Origin of the sequence: Cellulosimicrobium sp. CpK407 (genome assembly GCF_051844275.1) — a bacterium.
GTDB classification, from domain to species: domain Bacteria; phylum Actinomycetota; class Actinomycetes; order Actinomycetales; family Cellulomonadaceae; genus Cellulosimicrobium; species Cellulosimicrobium cellulans_G.
Genome location: NZ_JBGNYC010000039.1, coordinates 13,365 through 37,934 on the forward strand (window position 1 = coordinate 13,365; position 24,570 = coordinate 37,934).

The 24,570-nt window shown below is 73.6% G+C and carries 24 protein-coding genes, 1 other RNA gene and 1 pseudogene; 21 read left to right on the plus strand and 5 right to left on the minus strand.

The window, feature by feature from the left end:
* Positions 1 to 38 precede the first annotated feature (38 nt).
* Positions 39 to 1,610, minus strand: a complete 1,572-nt coding sequence (locus tag ABWU78_RS15490; protein WP_439158900.1) for an acyl-CoA carboxylase subunit beta — start codon at positions 1,608 to 1,610, stop codon at positions 39 to 41.
* 249 nt (positions 1,611 to 1,859) lie between these two features.
* Here ABWU78_RS15490 and ABWU78_RS15495 point away from each other — a divergent pair, with 249 nt between their 5' ends.
* Positions 1,860 to 2,774 carry a biotin--[acetyl-CoA-carboxylase] ligase gene (locus ABWU78_RS15495; RefSeq protein WP_439158895.1) on the plus strand — a complete coding sequence of 305 codons (915 nt, stop codon included), beginning with the start codon at positions 1,860 to 1,862 and terminating at the stop codon, positions 2,772 to 2,774.
* Between the two features lie 128 nt (positions 2,775 to 2,902).
* Positions 2,903 to 3,991: an adenylate/guanylate cyclase domain-containing protein gene (locus ABWU78_RS15500; protein ID WP_439158896.1), complete on the plus strand. Its 1,089-nt coding sequence runs from the start codon at positions 2,903 to 2,905 to the stop codon at positions 3,989 to 3,991.
* A 30-nt stretch (positions 3,992 to 4,021) separates the two neighbouring features.
* On the opposite strand, the gene ABWU78_RS15505 is transcribed toward ABWU78_RS15500, so the two are convergent.
* Positions 4,022 to 4,789: an SOS response-associated peptidase gene (locus tag ABWU78_RS15505; RefSeq protein ID WP_353708021.1), complete on the minus strand. Its 768-nt coding sequence runs from the start codon at positions 4,787 to 4,789 to the stop codon at positions 4,022 to 4,024.
* Positions 4,790 to 4,932: 143 nt separating this feature from the next.
* Here ABWU78_RS15505 and ABWU78_RS15510 point away from each other — a divergent pair, with 143 nt between their 5' ends.
* On the plus strand, positions 4,933 to 6,168 hold the full coding sequence (locus tag ABWU78_RS15510) for a multidrug effflux MFS transporter (protein ID WP_353708022.1): 1,236 nt from the start codon (positions 4,933 to 4,935) through the stop codon (positions 6,166 to 6,168).
* Positions 6,169 to 6,254: 86 nt separating this feature from the next.
* Entirely contained in the window at positions 6,255 to 7,622 is a 1,368-nt protein-coding gene (locus ABWU78_RS15515) for an LCP family protein (RefSeq protein ID WP_253051132.1), read from the plus strand.
* Between the two features lie 40 nt (positions 7,623 to 7,662).
* Here the strand turns inward: ABWU78_RS15515 and ABWU78_RS15520 are convergent, their stop codons facing one another.
* The gene (locus ABWU78_RS15520) at positions 7,663 to 8,889 is read right to left on the minus strand and encodes a pyridoxal phosphate-dependent aminotransferase (RefSeq protein ID WP_353708023.1); all 1,227 of its coding nucleotides are present in this window, start codon (positions 8,887 to 8,889) and stop codon (positions 7,663 to 7,665) included.
* Between the two features lie 200 nt (positions 8,890 to 9,089).
* Between ABWU78_RS15520 and ABWU78_RS15525 the strand changes: the two genes are divergently transcribed.
* The 16 genes and pseudogenes from ABWU78_RS15525 to ssrA all read left to right on the plus strand — a co-directional run bounded on the left by ABWU78_RS15525 (position 9,090) and on the right by ssrA (position 22,084).
* Positions 9,090 to 10,388: a CpaF family protein gene (locus tag ABWU78_RS15525; protein ID WP_353709597.1), complete on the plus strand. Its 1,299-nt coding sequence runs from the start codon at positions 9,090 to 9,092 to the stop codon at positions 10,386 to 10,388.
* Position 10,389: 1 nt separating this feature from the next.
* A complete protein-coding gene (locus ABWU78_RS15530; protein WP_353708024.1) occupies positions 10,390 to 11,250 on the plus strand; it encodes a type II secretion system F family protein in 861 nt (286 codons plus the stop codon).
* Entirely contained in the window at positions 11,247 to 12,188 is a 942-nt protein-coding gene (locus ABWU78_RS15535; RefSeq protein WP_253051135.1) for a type II secretion system F family protein, read from the plus strand. Before ABWU78_RS15530 ends, ABWU78_RS15535 begins: the two co-directional genes overlap by 4 nt.
* A gap of 80 nt (positions 12,189 to 12,268) precedes the next feature.
* A complete protein-coding gene (locus ABWU78_RS15540) occupies positions 12,269 to 12,484 on the plus strand; it encodes a hypothetical protein (protein WP_439158897.1) in 216 nt (71 codons plus the stop codon).
* A gap of 28 nt (positions 12,485 to 12,512) precedes the next feature.
* Complete coding sequence (locus ABWU78_RS15545) at positions 12,513 to 12,893, plus strand: TadE/TadG family type IV pilus assembly protein (protein WP_253051137.1); 381 nt, start codon at positions 12,513 to 12,515, stop codon at positions 12,891 to 12,893.
* On the plus strand, positions 12,890 to 13,369 hold the full coding sequence (locus tag ABWU78_RS15550) for a TadE/TadG family type IV pilus assembly protein (RefSeq protein WP_253051138.1): 480 nt from the start codon (positions 12,890 to 12,892) through the stop codon (positions 13,367 to 13,369). Before ABWU78_RS15545 ends, ABWU78_RS15550 begins: the two co-directional genes overlap by 4 nt.
* Before the next feature lie 65 nt (positions 13,370 to 13,434).
* Positions 13,435 to 13,860 (plus strand): hypothetical protein, encoded by a 426-nt coding sequence (locus ABWU78_RS15555; protein WP_253051139.1) that lies wholly within the window; start codon positions 13,435 to 13,437, stop codon positions 13,858 to 13,860.
* Positions 13,861 to 14,049: 189 nt separating this feature from the next.
* The gene (locus ABWU78_RS15560) at positions 14,050 to 14,664 is read left to right on the plus strand and encodes a hypothetical protein (protein ID WP_353708026.1); all 615 of its coding nucleotides are present in this window, start codon (positions 14,050 to 14,052) and stop codon (positions 14,662 to 14,664) included.
* 133 nt (positions 14,665 to 14,797) lie between these two features.
* Positions 14,798 to 15,937, plus strand: coding sequence for a COG1470 family protein (locus tag ABWU78_RS15565; protein WP_353708027.1), 1,140 nt, complete (start codon positions 14,798 to 14,800; stop codon positions 15,935 to 15,937).
* Between the two features lie 76 nt (positions 15,938 to 16,013).
* Positions 16,014 to 17,126 carry a peptide chain release factor 2 gene (gene prfB / locus ABWU78_RS15570; RefSeq protein ID WP_253051142.1) on the plus strand — a complete coding sequence of 371 codons (1,113 nt, stop codon included), beginning with the start codon at positions 16,014 to 16,016 and terminating at the stop codon, positions 17,124 to 17,126.
* Positions 17,127 to 17,289: 163 nt separating this feature from the next.
* A pseudogene (ftsE, locus tag ABWU78_RS15575) lies at positions 17,290 to 17,970 on the plus strand (cell division ATP-binding protein FtsE); the annotation flags it as partial.
* 200 nt (positions 17,971 to 18,170) lie between these two features.
* A complete protein-coding gene (gene ftsX, locus ABWU78_RS15580; protein WP_047234060.1) occupies positions 18,171 to 19,082 on the plus strand; it encodes a permease-like cell division protein FtsX in 912 nt (303 codons plus the stop codon).
* 1 nt (position 19,083) lies between these two features.
* Entirely contained in the window at positions 19,084 to 20,454 is a 1,371-nt protein-coding gene (locus tag ABWU78_RS15585) for a peptidoglycan DD-metalloendopeptidase family protein (RefSeq protein WP_353708028.1), read from the plus strand.
* Between the two features lie 139 nt (positions 20,455 to 20,593).
* Complete coding sequence (gene smpB / locus ABWU78_RS15590) at positions 20,594 to 21,064, plus strand: SsrA-binding protein SmpB (protein ID WP_047234045.1); 471 nt, start codon at positions 20,594 to 20,596, stop codon at positions 21,062 to 21,064.
* A gap of 101 nt (positions 21,065 to 21,165) precedes the next feature.
* Entirely contained in the window at positions 21,166 to 21,579 is a 414-nt protein-coding gene (locus ABWU78_RS15595) for a hypothetical protein (RefSeq protein ID WP_253051145.1), read from the plus strand.
* A gap of 138 nt (positions 21,580 to 21,717) precedes the next feature.
* Positions 21,718 to 22,084, plus strand: a transfer-messenger RNA (tmRNA) gene (gene ssrA, locus ABWU78_RS15600).
* An 82-nt stretch (positions 22,085 to 22,166) separates the two neighbouring features.
* Here ssrA and ABWU78_RS15605 read toward each other — a convergent pair.
* A complete protein-coding gene (locus tag ABWU78_RS15605; RefSeq protein WP_253051146.1) occupies positions 22,167 to 22,529 on the minus strand; it encodes a hypothetical protein in 363 nt (120 codons plus the stop codon).
* On the minus strand, positions 22,522 to 23,505 hold the full coding sequence (locus tag ABWU78_RS15610) for a DUF4349 domain-containing protein (RefSeq protein WP_439158898.1): 984 nt from the start codon (positions 23,503 to 23,505) through the stop codon (positions 22,522 to 22,524). Before ABWU78_RS15610 ends, ABWU78_RS15605 begins: the two co-directional genes overlap by 8 nt.
* A gap of 156 nt (positions 23,506 to 23,661) precedes the next feature.
* Here ABWU78_RS15610 and ABWU78_RS15615 point away from each other — a divergent pair, with 156 nt between their 5' ends.
* On the plus strand, positions 23,662 to 24,537 hold the full coding sequence (locus ABWU78_RS15615; protein ID WP_439158901.1) for a PfkB family carbohydrate kinase: 876 nt from the start codon (positions 23,662 to 23,664) through the stop codon (positions 24,535 to 24,537).
* Positions 24,538 to 24,570: the final 33 nt, after the last annotated feature.

Below are 24,570 nucleotides of genomic sequence, written 5' to 3' on the forward strand. Positions count from 1 at the left end.
CCTCGCGAGGTTCGTCGGGTGCTGGGGCTCGCTCGCGGTCACAGCGGGATGTTGCCGTGCTTCTTGGGCGGCAGGGTCGCGCGCTTGGTGCGCAGCGCCCGCAGCGCCCGCACCACCTGCACGCGCGTCTCGGACGGGCGGATCACCGCGTCCACGTAGCCGCGCTCGGCGGCGTCCCAGGGGTTGACGATCGCGTCCTCGTACTCGGCGACGAGCCGGGCGCGCTCCGCCTCGACGTCGTCGCCCGCGTCGGCCGCGCGCTTGAGCGCCGCCCGCTGGAGGATGTTCACCGCGCCGCCCGCGCCCATGACCGCGACCTGCGCCGTCGGCCACGCGAGGTTGACGTCGGCACCGAGCTGCTTGGATCCCATGACGATGTACGCCCCGCCGTACGCCTTGCGCGTGATGACGGTGACGAGCGGGACCGTGGCCTCGGCGTACGCGTAGATGAGCTTGGCCCCGCGCCGGATGATGCCCTGGTGCTCCTGGTCGACGCCCGGCAGGAAGCCGGGGACGTCCACGAGCGTGAGCACCGGGATGTTGAACGCGTCGCACGTGCGCACGAACCGCGCCGCCTTCTCCGCGGCGTCGATGTCGAGCGTGCCCGCCATGGCGAGCGGCTGGTTCGCCACGACGCCCACCGACTGGCCCTCCACGTGCCCGAACCCGACGAGCACGTTCTTCGCGAACAGCGGCTGGACCTCGAGGAACGCGCCCTCGTCGAGCACGTGCTCGATCACGGTGCGCATGTCGTACGGCTGCGAGTCCGAGTCGGGCACGAGCGCGTCCAGCTCGAGGTCCTCCTCCGTGACGTCGAGGTCGACGTCGTCGGGCGGGAACGACGGCGCGTCCGAGAGGTTGTTCTGGGGCAGGTAGGACACGAGGTGGCGCACGTAGTCGATCGCGTCGTCCTCGTCCGCGCCGAGGTAGTGCGCGACGCCGGACTTCTCGTTGTGCGTCAGGCCGCCGCCGAGCTCCTCGAAGCCCACGTCCTCGCCCGTCACCGCGCGGATCACGTCCGGGCCGGTGATGAACATGTTCGACGTCTTGTCCGCCATGACGATGAAGTCGGTCAGCGCGGGGGAGTACACCGCGCCGCCCGCGCTGGGACCGAGGATGAGCGAGATCTGCGGGATCACGCCCGACGACGCGACGTTGCGGCGGAAGATCTCCGCGAACTGCGTGAGCGCCGCGACACCCTCCTGGATGCGCGCGCCGCCGCCGTCGGAGATGCCGATCAACGGCACGCCCGTGCGCAGCGCGAGGTCCTGCACCTTGGTGATCTTCTGCCCGTGGACCTCGCCGAGGCTGCCCCCGAACACCGTGAAGTCCTGGGAGTACACGCACACCTGGCGGCCGTCGATCGTGCCGTGCCCGACGACGACGCCGTCGCCCGCGAGGCGCTTCTTCTCGAGCCCGAAGTTGTGCGAGCGGTGCTTCGCGAACGCGTCGAGCTCGACGAAGCTGCCCTCGTCGAGCAGCGCCTCGATGCGCTCGCGCGCCGTCTTCTTGCCGCGCGCGTGCTGCTTGGTCCGCGCCGCCTGCTCGGGCAGCTCGGTCGCCTCGGCGCGGCGACGGTCGAGGTCGGCGAGCTTGGCCGCGGTGCCCACGAGGTGGGGCGCGTCGGGCGATGTCGGGGGTGCCTCGGGCGTCGCGGGCGAGGTGGTCGCAGAGTCCGTCACGGACCCGAGCCTAGTTGGCGGGTGGCGCCAACTCGATGCGGGCGACGCCAGCACGCCCGGGGCGGGTCTTGGTGGGTGTCGACAAACCCGGCGGCGCGCCGGTGACGTCCGTCCGCGGCGTCCGACCGGCCGTGCGTCCCTCGTGCCGGGCCGTCGGCGTGCGGGAGGATGGCGGGCATGGCGAGCGCGCGCGACGACGAGACCAGGCCCGACGGCGACGGGCGGCCCCCGCTGCGGGCGGAGTTCCTGCGCGAGCTGCTCGTGGCGCCCGCAGGGCCCCTCGCCCGGATCGAGGTCGTCCCCGAGTCGGCGTCGACGAACGCCGAGCTCGCGCGCGCGGTCGCGGCCGACCCGGACGCCTGGCCGGCGCCGGCGCTCCTCGTCGCCGAGCACCAGCCCGGGGGTCGCGGCCGGCTGGGGCGCTCGTGGACGACGCCGCCGCGCGCCGCGCTCCTCGGCTCGCTCCTCCTGCGCCCCGAGGTGCCGCGCGAGGCGCTGAGCTGGCTCCCGCTCCTCGCGGGGCTCGCGACCGCCCGCGCGCTGCGTGCGACCGCCGGGGTCGACGCCGTCGTCAAGTGGCCGAACGACGTCCTCGTGCCGGACCCGGGCGCCGCGCCCGTTCCGCAGGACGTCGCGACGCCGGCGGTCGGCGGCCACCCGCCCCTGCGCAAGGTCGCCGGCATCCTCGCGGAGGTGCTGCCCGACGGCGGCGTCGTCGTCGGCGTCGGGCTCAACGTCTCCCAGGAGCGCGCGGAGCTGCCCGTCCCCACGGCCACCTCGCTCGCCCTGGCGGGTGCCGCGACGACCGACCGCGAGGTCCTGCTCGTCGCCCTCCACGAGGCGTTCGGCGAGGTCCTCGCGCGCTGGCAGGACGCCGGCGGCGACGCGCACGCCGCCGGGCTCGACGCCGACTGCGCGCAGGTGAGCGCCACGCTCGGCACGCGCGTGCGGGTCGAGCGCGTCGCGGGCGGCGACGTCGTCGGGCTCGCCACCGCGCTCGCGCCCGACGGCGGACTGGTGGTACGCGAGGACGACGGCACGACGAGCGTCCACCACAGCGGCGACGTCCACCACCTGCGCCCGCACGGGTGACGGGCTCCGGCCGAGATCGGCAGTCCGGGACGACGTCGGCGGTCACGACCGCCGATCTCGCGCGCCACTGCCGATCTCGGTCACGACCGCCGATCTCACCGGCCCGGGCCGAGGAATAGGATCGCCGGGTGCCCGTGGACCCTGAGCAGAACGTGCCCGTCCCCACCACCCCGTCTCCGGACGGCGGGGAGGGCGGCGAGCCGGCCCCGGACACCGAGGCGACGGAGGCGGTGCTCGACGAGGCGCTCCTCGGCGGGCCCCGCACCCTGACCGTCGAGCGGCTCGCCGAGCGCGCGGGCGTCGGGACGGACCGCGTGCGCGCCTACTGGCAGGCGCTCGGCCTCCCCCTGACCGAGGGCGAGGAGCACGCGTTCACGGAGAAGGACGCGCAGGCGCTCGCGGACGTGTTCGCGTTCGCCGCGACCGAGCGGCTCGACGAGCGCGCGCTGACGACGCTCATCCGGTCCACCGGGCACACCACGGAGCGGCTCGTGCTCTGGCAGGTCGAGGCGCTCGTCGAGCACCTGACGCGCCGGTTCGACCTCGACGACACGAGCGCGCGCCTGCTCGTCCTCGACCGGCTCCCCGAGCTCGCCCCGGTCCTCGAGGAGCAGCTCCTGCACGCGTGGCGCCGCCAGCTCGCCGCGGTCGCGGGGAGGTTCGCGGTCGAGTTCTCCGACGCGCGGGCCACCGCGGTCGACGAGCACGAGCTCCCGCTCCCGCGGGCCGTCGGGTTCGCGGACATCGTCTCGTTCACGCAGCGCACGCGCGGGCTGGGGTCGAGCGAGCTCGCCGAGTTCGTGCAGCTCTTCGAGACCAGCGCGCGCGACGTCATCACCGCCGCGGGCGGGCGCGTCGTCAAGACGATCGGCGACGCGGTGCTCTACGTCGCCGACGACGTCGCGACCGGGGCGCGGGTCGCGCTCGGCCTGGCCGAGGCCGGCGGGCGCGAGGAGGACGTCGACGTCCCGCCCGTCCGGGTCAGCCTCGTGTGGGGCCGGGTCCTCTCGCGGTTCGGCGACGTGTTCGGGCCGAGCGTCAACCTCGCCGCCCGCCTCGTCGACATCGCGGAGCCGACGACGGTCCTCGTCGACCGCGAGACCGCGGGTCTGCTCGCGGGCGACCAGCGCTTCGCGCTCACGGCGCAGCCCGAGACGGAGGTCCAGGGGCTCGGCACGATCGAGCCCGTGCGTCTGCAGTGGGCCTACCGCGGCTGACCGCCGCGCTCGCGTCCCGAGGCCGGGTCGTCAGACGGCCTCGAGCAGTCCGGGCCCGTCGTTCGTCACGGAGTTGACCAGGGTCGAGATCTCGCGCGCGACCAGGGGGACGTCGTCGTGCGGGCCGCCGAGGCCGAGCAGGTCGGCCGCCCCGCGCGCGTCGACCGCCGGGTCGAGCCACGCGTCCCACGCGTCGGCGGGGAGGACCAGCGGCATGCGGTCGTGGATCTCGGCGAGGTACGGCGCGGCGTCGGTCGTGACGATCGTCGTCGAGACGAGCCAGCGGTCGGGGTCGTCGTCGGCCTTGGTCCGGTCGCGCCAGAACTCGTAGAGCCCGGCGAACGCGGCGCTCTCGCCGCCGCTCGGCGCGATCCAGTACGGCTGCTTGGGGACCTTCCCCCGGCGCGGCGACGCGCCCGCGGACCCTGCCGGCGACGCGCCGTCGGGCAGGACGCGCCACTCGTAGTACCCGTCCGCCGGGACCAGGCAGCGCCGCACGCCGAACGGCTTGGCGAACGCCGGCTTGTCGAGGATCGACTCCGCGCGCGCGTTGATCATGCGCGCGCCGCCCTTCGGGTCCTTGGACCACGACGGCACGAGGCCCCAGCGCGCCACCCGCAGCGAGCGCCGGACCTCGCCCGTGTCCTTCGCGGCGCGCTCGACGACGATCCGCACCGGGTCCGTGGGCGCGAGGTTCCACGACGGCGGGAGGAGCCGCGCGTCGTCGGCGACGTCCGCGATCGCGAACTCGTCCGCGAGGTCCTGCGCGTCCCGGAAGGAGGCATAGCGTCCGCACATGCCTCCAGCCTGCCGCACGCCACCCACACGCGGGGCGCGGGCGTCATGGGGGTCGGCAGGGCCGTGCGCGGGCCGCAGCCGGGGAGAGGAGGCTCACTCCCGCGCGGCCGGGTCCGGCCCGATCGAATCGATACGATGGACAGATGTCCTCGTCCTCGGTCGACCCCGCCCTGCCCCGACCGAGATCGTCCGCCCGCTGGGTGCTGCTCCTCGGCGCGCTCGCCACGCTCCCCGCGCTCACGGTCGACATGTACCTCCCGCTGCTGCCGGAGGTGGGCGCCGAGCTCGGGGCGCCCGACTCGCTCGCGCAGCTCACGCTGTCCGGGATGCTCCTCGGCGGCGCGGTCGGCCAGCTCGTCATCGGGCCGCTCTCCGACCGCTACGGCCGGCGCCTCCCGGTGCTCGTCGGGCTCTCGCTGCACGTCGTGACCTCGCTCCTGTGCGCGCTCGCGCCCAACATCGGCATCCTCATCGGGCTGCGCGTGCTGCAGGGGTTCTTCAACGCGTCCGCCTCCGTCGTCGCGATCGCCGCGATCCGGGACCGCTTCACCGGCTCGGACGCCGCCCGCATCCTGTCGCGCCTCATGCTCGTCATCGGGCTCGCCCCGCTCCTGGCACCGTCGATCGGCTCGTTTATCGGTGCCCACGCGACGTGGCGCGCGGTGTTCTGGGTGCTGGCGCTGGGTGGCATCGCGCTCGGGGCGATCGTGCTGCTCTGGATGCCCGAGTCCCTGCCCGTCGAGCGGCGGCGGCCCGCCGGTGCGCGCACCGTCCTGCGCGGCTACGCGAGCCTCCTGCGCGACCGCCACTTCGTCGCGCTCGCCGTCCTGCCCGGCCTCGGCCAGGCCGTGCTCATGAGCTACGTCGTGGGGTCGCCGTTCGTGCTCCAGGAGGGGTACGGGCTCAGCCACGGGCAGTTCGCGCTCCTCTTCGCGGTCAACGGCATCGGCCTCGTCCTCTCCGCGCAGGCCAACGCCGCCCTCGTCCGGCGCGTCGCGCCCGTGCGGCTGCTCCGGACCGCGCTCGTCGTGCAGGGGGTGTTCGCCGCGGGGTTGCTCGTGGTGGCCGTGACCGGCGCGGGCGGGATCGTCGGGATCGTCGCCGCCCTGTTCCTCGTCCTGTCGATGCAGGGCATGATCCCCGCGAACGCCTCCGCGCTCGCGCTCACCCGGCACGGCGAGATCGCCGGGACCGCGGCCGCCGTCATCGGGGCGTTCCAGTCCGGGGTCGCCGGGCTCGTGAGCCCGCTCGTCGGCGTCCTCGGGGGCGACGCCGTCGCGATGGCGACCGTGATGCTCGGCGCGGTCGTCGCGTCCCTGCTCGTGCTCGCCCTCGCCACGCCGGCGTTCCGCCGCGGCGGCTGGCACACGCCGGTCTGACGCCACGGCCGGCCTTCGCCGCCCTTTCACACGTCCTCCTGCTGGTTCTGCGCACGCGTCCACGCCGGACCCCTTACCCTCGGACCGTGCCAACGACCGCTCCCGCCTCGTCGTCCCCGCGTTCGCGGCCCCGTGCGACACCGACGACGCCCTCCCGGAAGGGCGGGGAGGACAAGCCCTCCGGCGGCCCGCACCATGCGCGCGCGCTGCGCACGCACCGCGTCGCACGGGCCGTCGGGCTCGTCCTCACCGGCGCCCTCGTGTTCGTCGCCGTCGGAGCGGGAGCCGTCTACCTCGATCTCAAGTCGAAGATCACCGTGAGCGACGTGTCGGGACTCGTCGTCGGCGGCCCGACGGTCGAGCCGCCGAAGGACCCGTCCGACCCGTTCGCGGGCAAGTCGCTCAACATCCTCGTCATGGGCACGGACTACCGCGACGCCGAGAACGCCGCGATCGCCGGCGAGGAGGAGGGCATGCGCTCGGACACGACGTTCATCGTGCACGTGTCCGGTGATCGCACGCGCATGGAGGTCGTGTCCATCCCCCGCGACTCGCTCGTCGACCTGCCGGCGTGCAACCTGCCCGACGGGTCGATGTCGGGCCCGCGGCGCAACACGATGTTCAACGAGGCGTTCCAGATCGGGTCGGGCGGCGTCGACGACATGACCTACGCCGCCGCGTGCACGATCACCGCGGTGCAGGACCTCACGGGCGTCCCGATCACCAACCACGTCGTCGTCAAGATGACCGGGGTCATCGGTGTCGTCGACGCCATCAACGGCGTCACCATGTGCTTCCCGGAGCCCGTCAAGGAGAGCCCGCGGTACGGCACCCTCGACCTGCCGGCCGGGGAGTACACGCTCAACGGCCACGAGGCGATCAGCTTCCTCCGGGCGCGCCACGGGACGGGCATGGGGCTCGAGATGGGGTCCGACCTCACGCGCATCGCGCGCCAGCAGGCGTTCATCGACTCGGCCGTGCGCGAGCTGCTCTCCCAGAACATCATCACCAACTCGCCCCAGCTCTACGGCGTCATCGAGGCGGTGCTCGGCTCGATCAGCGCCGACCCCACGATCGCGGACCCGACGGCGCTCGCGGGACTCGCGTTCAGCCTCCGCGCCATCAAGCCCTCCGAGGTCGTCTTCACGCAGGTCCCCGTCGTGGAGGCGGCGAGCGACCGCAACCGCGTCGAGTGGACGTCGGAGGCGGACGCCATCTGGCAGCGGCTCATCGACGACGCGCCCCCGCCCGGCCACGAGGCCGTCGCCGACCCGCGCGACGACGCGACGGCGCCCGCGGGCGGGACGACCGACCCGGGGACCGGGACCGACCCCGGCGCGACCGACCCCGGCGCGACCGACCCGGGGGCGGGCACGACGGACCCTGGCACCACGGACCCCGGCACGACGCCGGAGACCCCGGTCGAGGAGCTGCAGCCCGGCGTCTGCGGCTGAGCCGGTCCGGCAGCCGCCCCGGTGACGGGTCGGGGCGCGGTCAGGAGCGACGCGTGGCGCCGAGGCGGGCGAGCCGGCCCACCGCCTCGCGGAGCACGTCCTCGCGCTTGACGAAGGTGAACCGCACGCGCGAGGCCAGCGCGCGGGCCGTCGTCGACCCCGGCGTGCAGAACGCGCTCACGGGGACGGCGACGACGCCCGCGAGGGCGGGCAGCTCACGGCACAGGGCGACGCCGTCCTCGACGCCGAGCGGGGCGCCGTCGGCGATGACGAAGTACGTGCCCTGGGGGACGACGACGTCGAACCCGGCCCGGACGAGGCCCTCGCACAGCAGGTCCCGACGCGCGGCGAGCGAGTCGGCGAGCGCGCGCGGGGTCTCGTCGTCGGACAGGGCGTCGGCGATGGCGGGCTGGAACGGCGCGCCGGACGTGTAGGTGAGGAACTGCTTGACCGTGCGCACCGCGGTGACGAGCGGCTCCGGCCCGTGCAGCCAGCCGATCTTCCAGCCGGTGAACGAGAACGTCTTGCCCGCCGAGGAGATCGTGACCGTGCGCTGCCGCATCCCGGGGAGGGTGGCGATCGGCACGTGCCGGGCGTCGTCGAACGTCAGGTGCTCGTAGACCTCGTCCGTCACGACGACCGCGTCGTGGCGGCGCGCGACGGAGGCGATCGCGTCGAGCTCGTCGAGGTCGAGCACCGTTCCCGTCGGGTTGTGGGGCGAGTTCACGAGGATGAGCCGCGTGCGGTCGGTGACGGCCGCGCGCAGGGCGTCGAGGTCGAGGCGGAAGCGGTCCGGGCCGGGCACGAGCGGGACGGTGACGTGGTTCGCCCCCGCGAGCGCGATGCACGCGGCGTGGGAGTCGTAGAACGGCTCGAGCGTCACGACGTCGTCCCCCGGGCCGGCGAGCGCGAGGATCGTCGCGGCGAGGGCCTCCGTCGCGCCCGTCGTCACGAGGACCTCGGTCTCCGGGTCGGGGTCGAGCCCGTAGTGCCGGTACTGGTGGCTCGCGACCGCGTTGCGCAGCTCGAGGATCCCCGGGCCGGGCGGGTACTGGTTGTGGCCCTCCTCGATCGCGCGGACCGCGGCGTGCTTGACCGTCGCCGGGCCGTCGACGTCGGGGAACCCCTGCCCCAGGTTGATCGCCCCGGTGCGGTGCGCGAGGGCCGTCATCTCGGCGAAGACCGTCGCCGCCACCGCGCCGTCCGCGCCGAGGAGGCCGGTGGCACGGGCGGCGGCCTGCCAGCGGCCGGGCGGGAGGTCGGTCATGACCCGACCCTATCGGCGCCCGCGCCCACGATGTGGGACGGCGCGGGCGGGTTTCACCGAGGGGTACGGCCCAGATCCCGAGGCTCCGGGCACGGGTGTCCACAGGGCACTCCCGCGAGCCGCGCGGATGCCCTACTCTCTCGGTCAGGTCTTTCGGTCCGGCGGGGCAGCCGGCCAGCAGAGCAGGGGGAATGCTCGACATGTCTACGGACACGCACGCCGTCGGCGTGCTCGAGGGCGAGGTGCGGGAGCTCGTCCGACGCCGCGGGGTGGACCCCGTGCGCGACCGCGCGGCGGTCGACGAGCTCGTCCGCGAGGTGGTCGCGGACTACGAGACGCGGAGCGCGCTCGGAGCCGTCGCGCCGCTCGCCGACCCGACGGCCGCCGGTCGCGCGGTGGTCGACTCCGTGGCCGGCCTCGGGCCGCTCCAGCCCTACCTCGACGACCCGGAGATCGAGGAGATCTGGATCAACGCGCCCTCGCAGGTCTTCGTCGCGCGGGGCGGCCGGTCCGAGCTCACGACGACGATCCTCACCGCGGAGCAGGTGCGCGACCTCGTCGAGCAGATGCTGCGCTCGTCCGGCCGCCGGCTGGACCTGTCCAGCCCGTTCGTCGACGCCTCGCTGCCCGGTGGCGAGCGGTTGCACGTCGTCATCCCCGACGTCACGCGCAGCAGTTGGGCGGTCAACATCCGCAAGCACGTCGTCCGTGCGTCGCACCTCGACGACCTCGTCCGGCTCGGGTCGCTCACCCCGCAGGCGGCGACGTTCCTCGACGCCTCCGTCCGCGCGGGGCTGAACATCCTCGTCGCGGGCGCCACCCAGGCGGGCAAGACGACGATGCTCAACGCCCTCGCGGGCTCGGTGCCGCCCACGCAGCGCGTCGTGACGTGCGAGGAGGTGTTCGAGCTCCGGTTCGCCGTGCGGGACGTCGTCTCCATGCAGTGTCGGCAGCCGAGCCTCGAGGGGACGGGCGAGATCCCGCTGCGCCGTCTGGTCAAGGAGGCGCTGCGCATGCGCCCGGACCGGATCGTCATCGGGGAGGTCCGCGAGGCGGAGAGCTTCGACCTCCTCGTCGCGCTCAACGCTGGAGTTCCCGGGATGTGCACCCTGCACGCGAACTCGGCCCGCGAGGCCATCACCAAGATGTGCACGCTGCCGCTGCTCGCGGGCGAGAACGTCTCGGACCGCTTCGTGGTGCCGACCGTCGCGTCCTCGATCGACGTGGTCGTCCACCTCGGCGTCGACGCCGACGGGCGGCGCGTCGTGCGCGAGATCCTGGGGGTCACGGGCCGGGTCGAGCAGGGCGTGGTCGAGGCGGCGGAGATCTTCGTCCGGACGGGAGACCGGCTGGTGCGTGCCGACGGGTTCCCGCCGGGCGCGGACCGGTTCGCGCGCGCGGGGATCGACCTGGCAGCCGTGCTCCACCCGGAGCGCTCGCGCGTCCCCGCCGGCTCGGGGAGCGCCTCGGCGAGCACGGCGTGGTCGGGGGCGAGCTGACGTGGGCGTCGTCGTGGGGTTCCTGCTCGGCGCGGGCCTGTTCTGCGTCTGGTGGTCGTTCTGGACGCCGGGCCCGCGCCGGGAGCGCCGGTCGGACGGCTGGACGGCGCGCACGCAGGACCTCCTCGTGCAGGCGGGTGCGCCGTCCGTGACGCCGGGCGCGCTGGTCGCGACGAGCGTGGGCCTGGGGCTCGTGATCCTCCTCGTCGCGACGGTCCTGGCCGGGTCGGTCACGATCGCCACGTGCTTCGGTGCGATCGCCGCGTCCGTGCCGGCGCTCGTCGTGCGCTCCCGTGCCCGGCGCCGGAGGGCGCGCCTGCGCGACGTCTGGCCCGAGGTGCTGGACCACCTCGCCTCCGGCGTCCGTGCGGGCCTGTCGCTCCCCGAGGCCGTCGGACAGCTGGGCGAGCGCGGCCCGGCGGACCTGCGGGAGCCGTTCGTCCGGTTCGCGGTCGACTACCGGGCGTCGGGGCGCTTCGGGGAGTGCCTGGACCGGCTCAAGGACCGCCTCGCGGACCCGGTGGCCGACCGCATCGTGGAGGCGCTCCGGCTGACGCGCGACGTCGGCGGGACGGACCTGGGGCGGCTCCTGCGCACCCTCTCGACGTTCCTGCGCGAGGACGCGCGGACCCGCGGCGAGCTCGAGGCGCGCCAGTCCTGGACGGTCAACGGTGCGCGGCTCGCCGTCGCGGGCCCGTGGGTGGTGCTCGGCTTCCTCGCGACCCGACCCGAGACGGCGGCGGCGTACAACTCGCTGTCGGGTGCGCTCGTCCTCGGCGTCGGCGCAGCCTGCTCGGCCGCGGCGTACCAGCTCATGCTGCGGATCGGGCGGCTGCCCGAGGAGGAGAGGGTGCTCCGATGAACGCGCTCGACGTGTCGCTGACGGGAGCCGCGATCGGCGCGCTCGGCGCCGTGGGGCTGCTGCTCGTCGTCGCGGGCGTCCGCGGCCGCGCGATCCGGCTCGACGAGCGCCTCGCGCCCTACCTGCGGACGCACGACCGGACGTCGGTGCTGCTCCGCGACCAGCCGACCCGGACGCCGTTCCCGACGGTCGAGCGTCTGGTCGCCCCGGTGCTCGCGGACGCGGGTCGGGCGCTCGAACGGCTCGGCTCGACGTCCTCCGACGTCCGCCGTCGGCTCGAGCGTGCGGGCCGGCGTCAGAGCGTCGAGCAGTTCCGTGCCCGCCAGCTGGTGTGGGGCGTCGTCGGGCTCGCGCTGGGCACGTTCGTCGCGGTGGTCCTCGCCGCGACGCGGGGCTCGTCCGTCGTGCTGCTCGTCCTGCTCGCGCTGCTGTGCGGGGTGGGTGGCGTCCTCGCCTGCGACCACGCCCTGACGCGCGCCGTGCGACGCCGCGAGGAACGCATGCTCGCGGAGTTCCCGACCGTCGCGGAGCTGCTCGCCCTCGCGGTGAACGCCGGCGAGGGCCCGGTGGCGGCGCTCGAACGGGTCGCCACGACGGCCCACGGAGAGCTCTCGGGCGAGCTCCGCGCGATGCTCGCGTCCGTGCGCGCCGGCACGCCGCTCGCGCGGGCGCTCGAGCAGCTCGCCGACCGGACGGGCCTGCCGAGCCTGACCCGCTTCGCGGAGGGGGTCGCCGTCGCCGTCGAGCGCGGGACTCCGCTCGCCGACGTCCTGCGCGCCCAGGCGCAGGACGTGCGCGAGTCCGGGCGTCGCGCACTCATGGAGGCGGGCGGAAAGAAGGAGGTGGCGATGATGATCCCGGTCGTCTTCCTCATCCTCCCGGTGACGGTCGTCTTCGCCGTCTTTCCGTCGCTCGCCACGCTGCGGCTCGGGTTCTGAGCGCGCGGCTCCTAGGGCGCGTCCGGCGCCCCCACAGCTCACGTACGACACGACTCACGACGGACGAACGAGGGGAAACCATGCAGGGGTCGGGACGCAGGACGACGGAGGCACGGCGAGCGGGGCGCGAGGCGCTCGGACGCCTGGTGGGCGGGGACGCGGAACGCGGCGACGTCTCGGGGTGGGTGCTCATCACCTTGATGACCGCGGGCCTCGTCATCGCGTTGTGGGCTGTCGCAGGTCCGGCGCTGACGCAGGCCTTCAGCAACGCGATCTCGAGCGTGGGCGCGCCCTGAGGTGGCGCACGGAGTCGGTCGCGGCACGGTGACGACGGACCCCGAGCGCGGGTCGGCGGTGGTCGACTTCACCCTCGTGTCCGTCCTGGTGCTCGTGCTGTTCCTCGGCGTCGTCCAGGTAGCGCTCGCCGTCCACGTGCGGGCGACGCTCGTGGACTGTGCCGCAGAGGGTGCTCGGGTCGCAGGCCGTGCCGACCGTGGCCCGCAGGACGGAGCTGCCCGAACGCGCGACCTGATCACGGCCGCGCTCTCGTCCCGGTACGCGCAGGACGTCGTGGCGCGTCAGACGGTCGTCGACGGCCTCCCGGTCGTCGAGGTGACGGTCTCCGCGCCGCTCCCGGTGGTGGGTCTCCTCGGTCCGGCGGGCGTGGTGACCGTCGACGGGCACGCGCTCGAGGAAGCGCCGTGAGCCGCTGGCTGCGGGCGCTGCTCGCTCGCCTCACCGGGGGCGAGCGGAGGGCGGAGCGGGGGAGCGCCGTCGTGGAGTTCCTCGGCGTCGCGCTCGTGCTGCTGCTGCCGGTGACGTACCTCGTGCTGACGGTCGGGCGGCTGCAGGCGGCCACCTTCGCGGTCGAGGGCGCCTCGCGGGAGGCGGCGCGCGCGTTCGTGACCGCGCCGTCCGTGGCCGACGGTGCGCGGCTCGCCGAAGCGGCCGTCAGGCTCGCGCTCGACGACCAGGGCTTCGAGCCCGGTGCCGACGTGCTGACGATCTCGTGCTCGGCCACGCCCTGTCTCGAGCCCGGGGCGGAGGTGGTCGCGCGGGTGAAGTTCGAGGTGCCGTTGCCGCTCGTCCCGCCGTTCGTCCGGGCAGCGGTGCCCCTCGCGGTCCCCGTCGAGGCCCAGCACGTCGCGCCCGTCGACGAGTACGCGGCGAGGCGGCCGTGAGGCGCGCGCGCCTCGATCCGTGGCGACGGTGCACGTCCTGCGACGGTCCGGAGGACGGTCGGATCATGCTCCTCACGACGGCCTTCGTCGCGTTCGCGCTGCTGCTGGTCACGGTCGTGGTCAGCGCGACGCAGGTGCACCTCGAGCGCAAGCGGCTGTACGCGCTCGCGGACGCGCTCGCGCTCACGGCAGCAGACTCGATGACGCCCGAGTCGTTCTACACGGGCGCCGCGACCGCACCCGTCGAGAGCGGCGTCCTGACGCTCACGGATTCGTCGATCCGGTCGGACGTCCAGGACTACCTGGACCGGAATCCCGGTGCGCTCGACGGCCTGCACGACGTCGTGGTGACCGAGGCGTCGACCGCCGACGGCCGCACCGCGACGGTGCGTCTCGCCGCCCGGGCACGACCCGCGATGATCAGCTGGGTGACCCAGGCGTGGAGTGATGGCATCATCGTGCGTGCAGAGTCACGTGCCAGAGCGTGGTGAGCACCTGTTGCTGTTCGACGACGAGCATCCAGGAAGGGACGGTACGCAACGACGCGCGAGCATGCTCCCGCGCCTTTGTTTACTTTCTTAACTTTGGATGGCCACTTCTGGTTCCTCTCTGTCAAAACCCCAGGTTCGCCGCTATGGTGATCCGGTCCGACAACAACTCCAACGATGGAGAGCTACAACATGAACGCACGAGCAACGAAGAAGCTCGTCGCCGGGGGTGCCCTCGGCGCGATGCTCATCGGCACGGTCGCCCTCGCGTCCGCTGCCTCCGCAGACCAGGTGGGCGACGGCCAGGGTGTCGACGTCTCCGTCGAGATCGAGTCGAACGTCGAGCCGGGCAACCTCGCGCTCTCGGTCGCCTCGAACGCGACCACGCTCACCGAGCAGGACTCGACCGTCGACGGCACCCGTGAGTTCACGGGCAACCTCCCGAACGTCACGGTCACCGACACGCGCACCGAGGTCCCCGCCGGGGCGTTCTGGTACGTGGTCGGTGTCGCTGAGGACTTCACGGGCGACGCGGGCACCATCGGGGCGGAGAACCTCGGCTGGGCGCCGTCGCTGGTCAGCGGGAGCGAGAGCGGCCTCGTCGAGGCCGGCGAGGGTGTCGACCCCGAGCTCGAGGGTGGCGTCGGCCTCGTCGAGCAGGACCTCCTCGTCTCGGCCTACGACTCGGCCGAGGTCAACCCGGAGGGCTCGTGGACCGCGTCCGCGGGCCTCACGCTCCGCACCGCCGAGGACGTCGCCGCCGGCGCCTACTCCTCGACGATCACGCTCTCCCTCTTCGAGGACTGAGCACACGGTCCTCGTGACCTGACGGCCGGCCGCGGTCGGCCGTCGACCGAGCAGTCCACGGCGGGCCGCTCCACTCGTCCGACAGAGGTCGGATCGGGTGGGCGGCCCGCCGTCGTACGGAGAGAGCACCTGCGTGAACCCTGCATCACACCTGAGCCACGGACTGCGCCGCCCGGCCCGCTGGGTCGCCGCGGCCGGAGCGGCGCTCGTCGCAGCGCTCGCGCCCGCGCTGCCGGCGGGCGCGGCGTCCGGCGGCGTCCTGCCGCTCGACACCGAGGACGTCATCACCTGGGGCGTCAAGCCCGCCGACGCGGACGGCCCGGACGGGCGGTCCCGCGTCGAGCTGGTGCTCGACCCCGGGGCATCCGCGTCCGAGCATCTCGCCGTGTCGAACTTCAGCGACGTGCCCGTGACCTTCTCGATCCAGGCCGCGGACGGGTACATCAACCCCAAGGGCCGGTTCAACATGCTGCCGTCGGACCGGGAGTCGACCGGGGCCGGGACCTGGATCGAGGTCCAGGACTCGGTCGAGGTCGCGCCCGACGCGACGGTCGTCGTGCCGTTCACGGTGGCGGTCCCGGACAACGCCACGCCCGGCGACCACGTCGCCGGTATCGCCGCGACGATGACGAGCACCGGTGCGGGGGAGGGCGGGACGAGCGTCGGCGTGGAGAGCCGCGTCGGCTTCCGTGTCTCCACGCGCGTCACGGGAGACGTGGAGCCGGTCCTGACGGTCGAGAACGTCAAGGCGTCCTACACGCCGTCGTGGAACCCGTTCGCCGCGGGTGACATGACCGTCTCCTACGACGTGACGAACGACGGCAACGTCCGTCTCGGTGCCGATGGCGACGTCGCGACGTCGGGGTTCTTCGGGCTGCTGTCCACGGACCGCTCGGCGACGCAGATCCCCGAGGTCCTGCCGGGCGGCTCGCAGCGATCCCGCGTCGAGACGCCGAACGTCTGGCCGCTCGGCCCGGTCCGGTCGACGATCACCGTCACCCCGACGGTGGTGGACGACGACCAGGTCGACGCGCCGCTCGAGCCCGTCACGGTCACCGTGACGACCTGGGCCGTCCCGTGGCCGCAGCTCCTGCTGATCGCGATCGTCGTGGTCCTGATCGTCGGCGTCCGCGACGACCGCCGACGCCGGCGCCAGCGTCTCGAGGCGATGCTCGCCCGGGCGCGCGACGAGGGCCGCCAGCAGGCAGCCGGGAGCGAGCCCGCGACGTCGGGCACGGGTGCGCCCGCCGCGAAGGGCGAGCCGAAGGCCTGACCTTCCGCGCCGCCGGGCACGGGTCTGCCGGCCCGGCGGCGCGGAGCGCGCGCGGTGTCGCGTAACCTTGAACCTCGTGGCCACCATCGACTTTCCGACCGAGATCAAGGCGCTGCGCAGCACGCTCGAGTCCATCGAGAGCGTGAGCGACCCGGAGGTGCTGCGCGCTAAGATCGCGGACCTCTCGGAGAAGGCGTCGGCCCCCGACCTGTGGGACGACCCGGACGCCGCGCAGAAGGTGACGTCGGCACTCTCCGCGGCGCAGTCCGAGCTGGACCGGGTGAAGAAGCTCGGCCAGCGCATCGACGACGTCGAGACCCTGGTCGAGATGGGCCAGGAGATGGAGGACGAGGACACCCTCGTCGAGGCGGAGGCCGAGGTCGCGGCGATCCGCAAGGACCTCGACCAGCTCGAGGTCCGCACGCTCCTCGCCGGCGAGTACGACGCGCGCGAGGCCGTCGTCACGATCCGCGCGGGCGCGGGTGGCGTGGACGCGGCCGACTTCGCGGAGATGCTCCTGCGCATGTACCTGCGCTGGGCGGAGCGCCACGGCTACCCGACCACCGTGCTCGACACGTCCTACGCCGAGGAGGCGGGCCTCAAGTCCGCCACGTTCGAGGTGAAGGCTCCGTACGCCTTCGGCCATCTGTCCGTCGAGGCGGGCACGCACCGTCTCGTGCGCATCTCGCCCTTCGACAACCAGGGGCGTCGCCAGACGTCGTTCGCGGCCGTCGAGGTCATCCCGCTCATCGAGCAGACCGACTCGATCGAGATCCCGGAGTCGGAGATCAAGGTCGACGTCTTCCGGTCCTCGGGCCCTGGCGGGCAGTCCGTCAACACGACGGACTCCGCGGTGCGCATGACGCACATCCCGACCGGCATCGTCGTGTCGATGCAGAACGAGAAGTCGCAGATCCAGAACCGCGCCGCCGCGCTGCGCGTCCTCCAGTCCCGCCTGCTGCTCGTGCGCCAGGAGGAGGAGAACGCGAAGAAGAAGGAGCTCGCGGGCGACATCAAGGCGAGCTGGGGCGACCAGATGCGCTCCTACGTGCTGCAGCCGTACCAGATGGTCAAGGACCTGCGGACCGAGCACGAGGTCGGCAACCCGTCGGCGGTCTTCGACGGCGACATCGACGACTTCATCGAGGCGGGGATCCGCTGGCGCCGCGGGGTGCAGAAGGAGGCCTGACCCTCGGCGGCTGCCCCGGGGCCGATTGATCCGAGCAACGGATCGATGCGCCCGGGTGCGGCGTGTCCGCCCCGCCGGGCCGGAGGCGCGTGCCTACCCTCGGGATCGTGCGACGAACCTCGTTCGTCCACGGATCGACCCCCGACCCGAGGAACGTGCCGCTGTGATCCGCTTCGAGAACGTCACCAAGGTCTACGCGCGCGGCGCGAGGCCGGCCGTCGACGACGTGTCGATGGAGGTTCGCCGCGGCGAGTTCGTCTTCCTCGTCGGCGCGTCGGGCTCCGGCAAGTCGACGTGCCTGCACCTCGTCCTGCGCGAGGAGCGCCCGACCAAGGGGAAGGTCTTCGTCGCGGGGCGGGACCTCGGGTCGCTGTCGAGCTGGAACGTGCCCAAGCTGCGGCGCCAGATCGGGGTCGTCTTCCAGGACTTCCGCCTCCTGCCGAACAAGACGGTGTTCGAGAACGTCGCGTTCGCGCTCCAGGTCATCGGCAAGCCGCGGCACACGATCGCGATCACGGTCCCCGAGACGCTCGAGATGGTGGGGCTCGCGGGCAAGGAGAAGCGCCGCCCGCACGAGCTCTCCGGCGGCGAGCAGCAGCGCGTCGCCATCGCGCGCGCCATGGTCAACCGCCCGCCGATCCTGCTCGCCGACGAGCCCACCGGGAACCTCGACCCCACGACGTCGCTCGGGATCATGCGCCTGCTCGACCGCATCAACCGCACCGGGACCACCGTCGTCATGGCGACGCACGACGAGGAGATCGTCAACCAGATGCGGCGTCGCGTCATCGAGCTCGACACCGGGACGCTCGTGCGTGACCAGGCGCACGGCGCCTACGGCGCGCGCGGGCAGGTCATCCCGGACCCTGACCGGGACGCCCCGGGCACCGCGCCCGGCGCGGCGCCCGAGTCGGCGCCGACGACGGCCGTCCCGCGCGTGCAGCCGGCTGCGGCTCGGTCGGCTGCCGAGGAGGAGCCGGCCGAGCCGCCGTCGCGACGCTCGGTGCGCCGCCACGTCGAGGCGACGGCGGGGGAGTGATCGGCGTGCGACTCCAGTTCATCCTCGCGGAGCTCGGTCAGGGCTTGCGCCGCAACGTCTCGATGACGGTCTCCGTCGTCCTCGTCACCTTCGTCTCGCTGACGTTCGTCGGCGCGTCGATGCTCCTGCAGGCGCAGATCGGGAAGCTCAAGGACGACTGGTACGACAAGGTCGAGGTCTCCGTCTTCCTGTGCCCCACCGGCTCGCCGTCACCGACCTGCGCCGCGGGCGAGGCGACCCCGGACCAGATCGCCGCCCTCGAGGACGTCTTCGAGTCCGAGCTCGCCGACGAGATCCAGACCGTGTACTTCGAGTCCAAGGACGACGCGTTCGCCGCGTTCCAGGAGCGGTACCCGGACGGCTACCTCGGCACGCAGCTCACCGTCGACGACATGCAGGCGTCCTTCCGCCTCAAGCTCACCAACCCGGAGAACTACGAGGTCGTCAACGACGTCGTCACCGGGCGCCCGGGCGTGGAGGTCGTCGAGGACCAGCGCCGCATCTTCGACTCGCTCTTCCTCGCGCTCAACCGCGCGTCGCTCCTCGCCGCCGGCCTCGCCGCGGTCATGCTCCTCGCCGCGGTGCTGCTCATCACGACGACGATCCGGCTGTCGGCGCTGAGCCGGCGCCGTGAGACCGGCATCATGCGGCTCGTCGGGGCGTCGAATCTCTTCATCCAGCTCCCGTTCCTGCTGGAAGGGGCGATCGCGGCCGTGCTCGGTGCGCTCCTCGCGGTCGGCGGGCTGTGGGTGGGGGTGAAGTACCTCGTCACCGACTGGTTGTCGCAGTCCGTGACGTGGGTGGCCTACGTCGACGAGTCGGACGTGCTGCGCATCGCGCCCGTCCTCGTCGGTATCGCGTTCCTCCTGGCGGCCGTCTCCTCGGTCGTCACGCTCAACCGCCACACGAGGGTGTGAGATGACCCGGGACCTCCGCCGCGCGACCGCGGCCCTGATCGCCACGACGATGCTCCTCGTGGGGAGTGTCGCGTCGGCCTCCGCCGACGACATCGACGACCGCCGAGCAGCCGCGGAACGCCGCCAGTCCGAGATCCTCGGCAACCGCGAGCAGCTCCAGTCCCAGCTCGAGGACACCGACGCCGAGCTCGCGCAGGCGGTGGTCGACCTCCAGGCGATCGAGGCGCGCCTGCCGGTCGCCCAGGCCGAGCTGGACGCCGCCGAGGCCGAGGTCGAGCGGACCCAGCGCGAGGCGGAGCTGCTCGCGCAGCGGCTCGAGGACGCGCTCGGACAGGAGGCCGCGATCAGCGCCGAGATCGAGCGCGGCGCGACCGAGGTCGCCGACGCGAAGTCCAGCATCGCGGAGATGGCGCGCCAGGCGTACCGCGGTCAGGGCGACGTCTCGAGCCTCGGCATCGTCACGGGTGCGCAGAGCACCGAGGAGTTCATCGAGGAGTACGCGGTCTCGTCGACGGCGGCGCGCAGCCAGTCTCGGTCTCTCCAGGACCTCCTCGAGGCCGAGTCGGTCGCGCGCAACCGCGAGGCGCGCCTGCAGGCGGTGCGGGAGACGGTCGCCGACCTGAAGAAGCAGGCGGACGAGAACGTCGTCGCCGCCGAGGCCGCGCGCAAGGCGGCGGCGGACCGCAAGGCCGAGGTCGAGCAGCTCATCGTCGACCAGCAGGCGAAGAAGGCGACGATCGAGGCGCGCAAGGCCGCGGCCGAGGCGAAGGTCGCCGAGAACGAGGCCGCCCAGCAGTCGCTGCAGCAGGAGATCAAGGGGATCATCGCCGAGCAGGCGGAGCGCGACCGCAAGGCCGCGGAGGAGGAGGCCCGGCGTCAGCAGCAGGGGCAGTCCTCCGGTGGGGGCGGCTCGTCGGGCGGCGGTGGTGGTGGCGGCGGCTCCTCCTCGGGGGGAGACCGCGGCAGCATCTCGAGCTTCCTCTCGTTCCCGACCGCCGTGCCGTACGTGACGTCGAGCTACGGGATGCGGCTGCACCCGATCCTCGGGTACTACCGCCTGCACGCGGGGACCGACCTGCGCGCCTACTGCGGGACCCCGATCATGGCCGCGGGTCCGGGCACGGTGGTGCACGCCCAGTGGCGCAACGGCTTCGGCAACCAGGTCCTGATCAACCACGGGACCGTCGGCGGCTCGAACCTCATGACGAGCTACAACCACCTCACCCGGTTCGCGGTCTCCTCCGGGCAGGCGGTCAACAAGGGCGACGTCATCGGCTACTCGGGCAACACCGGGCTGTCCGGGGCGTGCCACCTCCACTTCGAGGTGTACGTCAACGGGTCCACCATCGACCCGATGTCGGTCCTGGGCTGATCCGGCCCGCCTCGTCGTGCGCTGCGTGCCCGACCCCCCGCCGCCCCGCGCGCGGGGGATAATCGGTACCGGGCGTCGTCGGGCACCCGTACGCTGGTGCGCCGGCGACGACACGACAGCGAAGGACGGTAGGACACGGATGGCGAAGGACACCGGCCGCAAGGTCGTCGCCAGCAACCGCAAGGCACGCCACGACTACGTGATCGAGGACGTGTACGAGGCGGGGATCGTCCTGTCGGGCACGGAGGTCAAGGCGCTGCGCATGGGGCGCGCCTCGCTCGTCGACGGCTACGTCGCCGTCGACCGCGGCGAGGCCTGGCTCGAGAACGTCCACATCCCCGAGTACACCGAGGGCACCTGGAACAACCACGCGCCGCGGCGCAAGCGCAAGCTGCTCCTGCACAAGGAGGAGATCCTGCGCCTGGAGTCCAAGACGCGCGAGAAGGGGCACACGATCGTGCCCCTGGCGCTGTACTTCCTCGACGGCCGGGCCAAGGTCGAGATCGCGCTCGCGCGCGGCAAGAAGGAGTACGACAAGCGCCAGGCGCTGCGCGAGAAGCAGGACAACCGCGAGGCGCAGCGCGCGATGCGGCAGCGCGAGCTGCGCTGACCCGGGCGCGTCGGGTCCGACGACGGCCTCACCCGCTGGTGGCGTCGCCGCCCTCGACGTACGGTCGAGGACGAGACGTCGACCACGAACCAGGAGGCCCCATGGTCAAGCTCCGCCAGTACATCCCGCGCCTCGCGGCGGGTGCGTACATCCTCAACTCCGGCCTGAACAAGCGCGGCGCGGACGAGGCGACCGCGCAGGGGATCCACGGCATGGCGGCGGGGACGTACTCGTTCCTGGGGGACGTCGAGCCGAGGCAGTTCACCAAGGCGCTCTCGACCACGGAGATCGCGCTCGGCGCGGCGCTCGTCGCCCCGTTCGTCCCCACCGGGCTCGTGGCCGTGGGCCTGGGCGTGTTCTCGGCCGGGCTCGTGGGCATGTACCTGAAGACCCCGGGCATGACGCGCGAGGACGGCGTGCGCCCGACCGAGCAGGGCACCGGGCTCGCGAAGGACGTGTTCCTCCTCGGGATCGCGGGCGGTCTGCTCGTGGACGCGCTGAGCCGCAAGAAGTAGGCGCCGGCGACGCGCACCGAGCCTCGTCCGGGAGGTGCGGAAATATCGGTGCGGCGGCCGGCGTTCATCCCGTAGGCTTGTCCCGCTGAGCGAGGACCGGGTCCGCCCGGGAGCCGCGCAGTGGTTGACAACTCCACAGGGGGTGATCGGTTTCGACGGTGGTCGTGCTTCGAGGAGAAGCGGGCCGAGGATGCAGGCTTATCTCGTTAACGATGTCTGCAAACCACAGGTGCCGATAACAAGCGCACCGACTTCGCCCTCGCCGCCTGAGCGAGCCCCGAAGTCCGTCAGCCCGAGCTAGCTCTCGACTCGGATCCTGGCGTCATCTAGAGAGCCACTGCTCGTAGTCCTCGTCATCGGGGCTGCGGGGACTTTCAGGTGACTGAGCCCGTCCGCACCTTGTCTGCGTGAGTGCGGGGGCCGAGAAAAACGACAGCAGACTGCGCCCGGAGAAGTCCTCGATCGGCGTCACCGGACCGGGGTTCGATTCCCCGCACCTCCACCCCTGCGGCAACGGCCCGCACCCCTCGAGGGTGCGGGCCGTCGTCGTCCAGCGGGTCCTTTCGTGGCCCGGAGCGGGGCGCCCGTCACCACCCGTGCTGCGCCCATGCGGCGGCCGCCTCCTCGCCGTCGAGCCACTCGAGCCGCAGCCGCCGTCCCCGCACGACGAGGCCGTCGTCGTCCTCGCGGGGGAGCGGCGGCGCCTCGGGGTCGTCGCTGTACAGGTCCTCGGCCAGGGCCGGGTCGGCGTCGTCGAGGTGGGCACGCCACTGGACGCGCGGCTCGGGGTTGACGTGCCGCGGGAAGGCGGACGGGCCGACGGTGTCCCAGTGCGTGCACACGCGCGTCACGAGGTGCCCGACCAGCCGCGGCTCGCCGTCGTCCGTGTCGTGCCAGAGGCGGGCGACGCGCCCGGTCGGCGGGGTCTCGGCGATCGTCGGGTCAGTCATGGGTGGACGCACCGACGAGCGGCCCGCGGCTCGCCGCGGGAGCGTCGGGGCCGTCGTCGGGCCCCGGGCGGTCGGCGTCTTCCGGCGGCGTGCCGCCGTCCTGGGCTCGCCGCCGCGACCGGCGCAGGACCCAGCGCACGACGAGCAGCACCGCTCCGGCGACCACGAGCCACGGGAGCAGGGCACCGAGGACGACGACGAGCCCGTTGAGCGTGGCGAGCAGGGCGTTCCAGCCGTTCTGCAGGCCCCCGAGGAAGCCGCCGGGGGCGAGCTGCTCGGCAGGCGCGACCTGCACGAGCGTGACGTGCAGGGTCGACATCGAGACCTGGTCCGTGAGCGCCGCCCGCTGCGACTGGAGCGACTCCAGCTCGGCCTGGCGCGTCGTGAGCTCCTGCTCCGCGGCGAGCAGGTCCGCGGTCGTGGCGGCGTCGCCCATGAGCGTGCGCAGCCGTTCGACGGACGTCGTCAGGGCGTCGACGCGGGCGTCGAGGTCGCGCGCGGTCCCGGTCACGTCGACCGCCTCGATCGACAGGTCGCGCACCTCGCCCACCTGGTCGAGCGCGTCGACGGTGGCGGTCGTCTGCGCCGACGGCACGCGGATCGTGAGCTCGGCCGACGCGCGCGCGTCGCCCTCGGGCTCCGACTGCCGCCTGCCCTCGACCCGGCCGCCCGCGCTCTCCGCGAGGTCGGCGACCGCGTCGGCCGCCGCCGACGGGTCGGCGGCCACGACCGTGACCGACCCCGTGGTGACGATCTCCCGGTCGGCCGCGGCGACGGCGCCCTCGTCCCCGGGAGCGATCCCCGAGGACGCGTCGCCGGGGCCGTCGGCCGCGCCGCTCTCCGCGACCTCCGAGACCGCGCCGCCGTCGTCCACGGAGTACGACGCCATGTCGCCCGAGGAGGCGGAGCAGCCCGCCAGGAGGGCGCCGCCGAGCAGGAGCGCCACGACGACGGCGAAGGGGCGAGTGGTCCGCATGCTGCGAGAGTAGGGGGCCAAGCGCGCGAACCGGACACCGTGCGCGACATCGTGACCGTCTTGTGAACTGGCCGTGATCCAACCGCAGCGCGACGTCCCCGACCGTGGACGGCGGCGCGCTCCGGAGCCCCGGCACGGCAGGATGGTCGCGTGCTCGTGTGCTGCGGTCTCGTGACCCTCGACGTCGTCCAGGTGGTCGACGCGCTGCCGCGTCCCGACGAGAAGGTCGTCGCGCGGTCGCTGTCCGCGACCTTCGGCGGGCCTGCCGCCAACGCCGCCGCGACGGCCGTCGCGCTCGGAGTCCCCACGCGGCTCGTCACCGCGGTCGGGGGCGGGCCGTTCGCCGCGGTCGTGCGGCGCGAGCTCGCGGACTGCGGGGTCGACCTGGTCGACGCCGCGGGGGAGGCGGCCGGCGGGCGCCTCGCCGTCTCGACCGTGCTCGTCACGGAAGGCACGGGCGAGCGCGCCGTCGTGAGCACCAACGCGTCCGGGTTCGACGATCTCGCCGCCCGCGCCACGGTCGACGGCCCGGGGCTCCTCGACGGCGTCGGGCCGGGTGACGTCCTGCTGCTGGACGGGCACCTGCCGGGCCTCGCGCTCGAGATGGCTCGGCAGGCGCGCGAGCGGGGCGCGGCCGTGGTGCTCGACGGCGGGTCGTGGAAGCCGGACGCGGCCCGGATGATCGGACTGTGCGACGCGGTGGTGGTGTCGGCGGACTTCCGGTCTCCGGGGGTCGGGGCGGGGGACGTGCTCGCCGCGGTCGCGGCGCTCGGCCCGCGGTTCGTCGCCCGGACGCGCGGCCCGCGTCCCGTCGAGGTGCTCGACGCGGGGGAGCGCTACGAGCTCGCGGTCCCCGAGCCGGAGCGCGTCGTCGACACCCTCGGCGCCGGTGACGTGGTCCACGGCGCGTTCGCGGCGGCGGTGTCGCGCGGTGCGTCGTGGCGGGCCGCGCTCGAGCAGGCGGTCGTCGTGGCCTCGCGCTCGGTGGAGCATCCGGGCGCGCGGGGCTGGGTCGACGCGGCGACGTCCTGAGGGGACGGGCGGGTCTACGGGCCACCTGGGGCG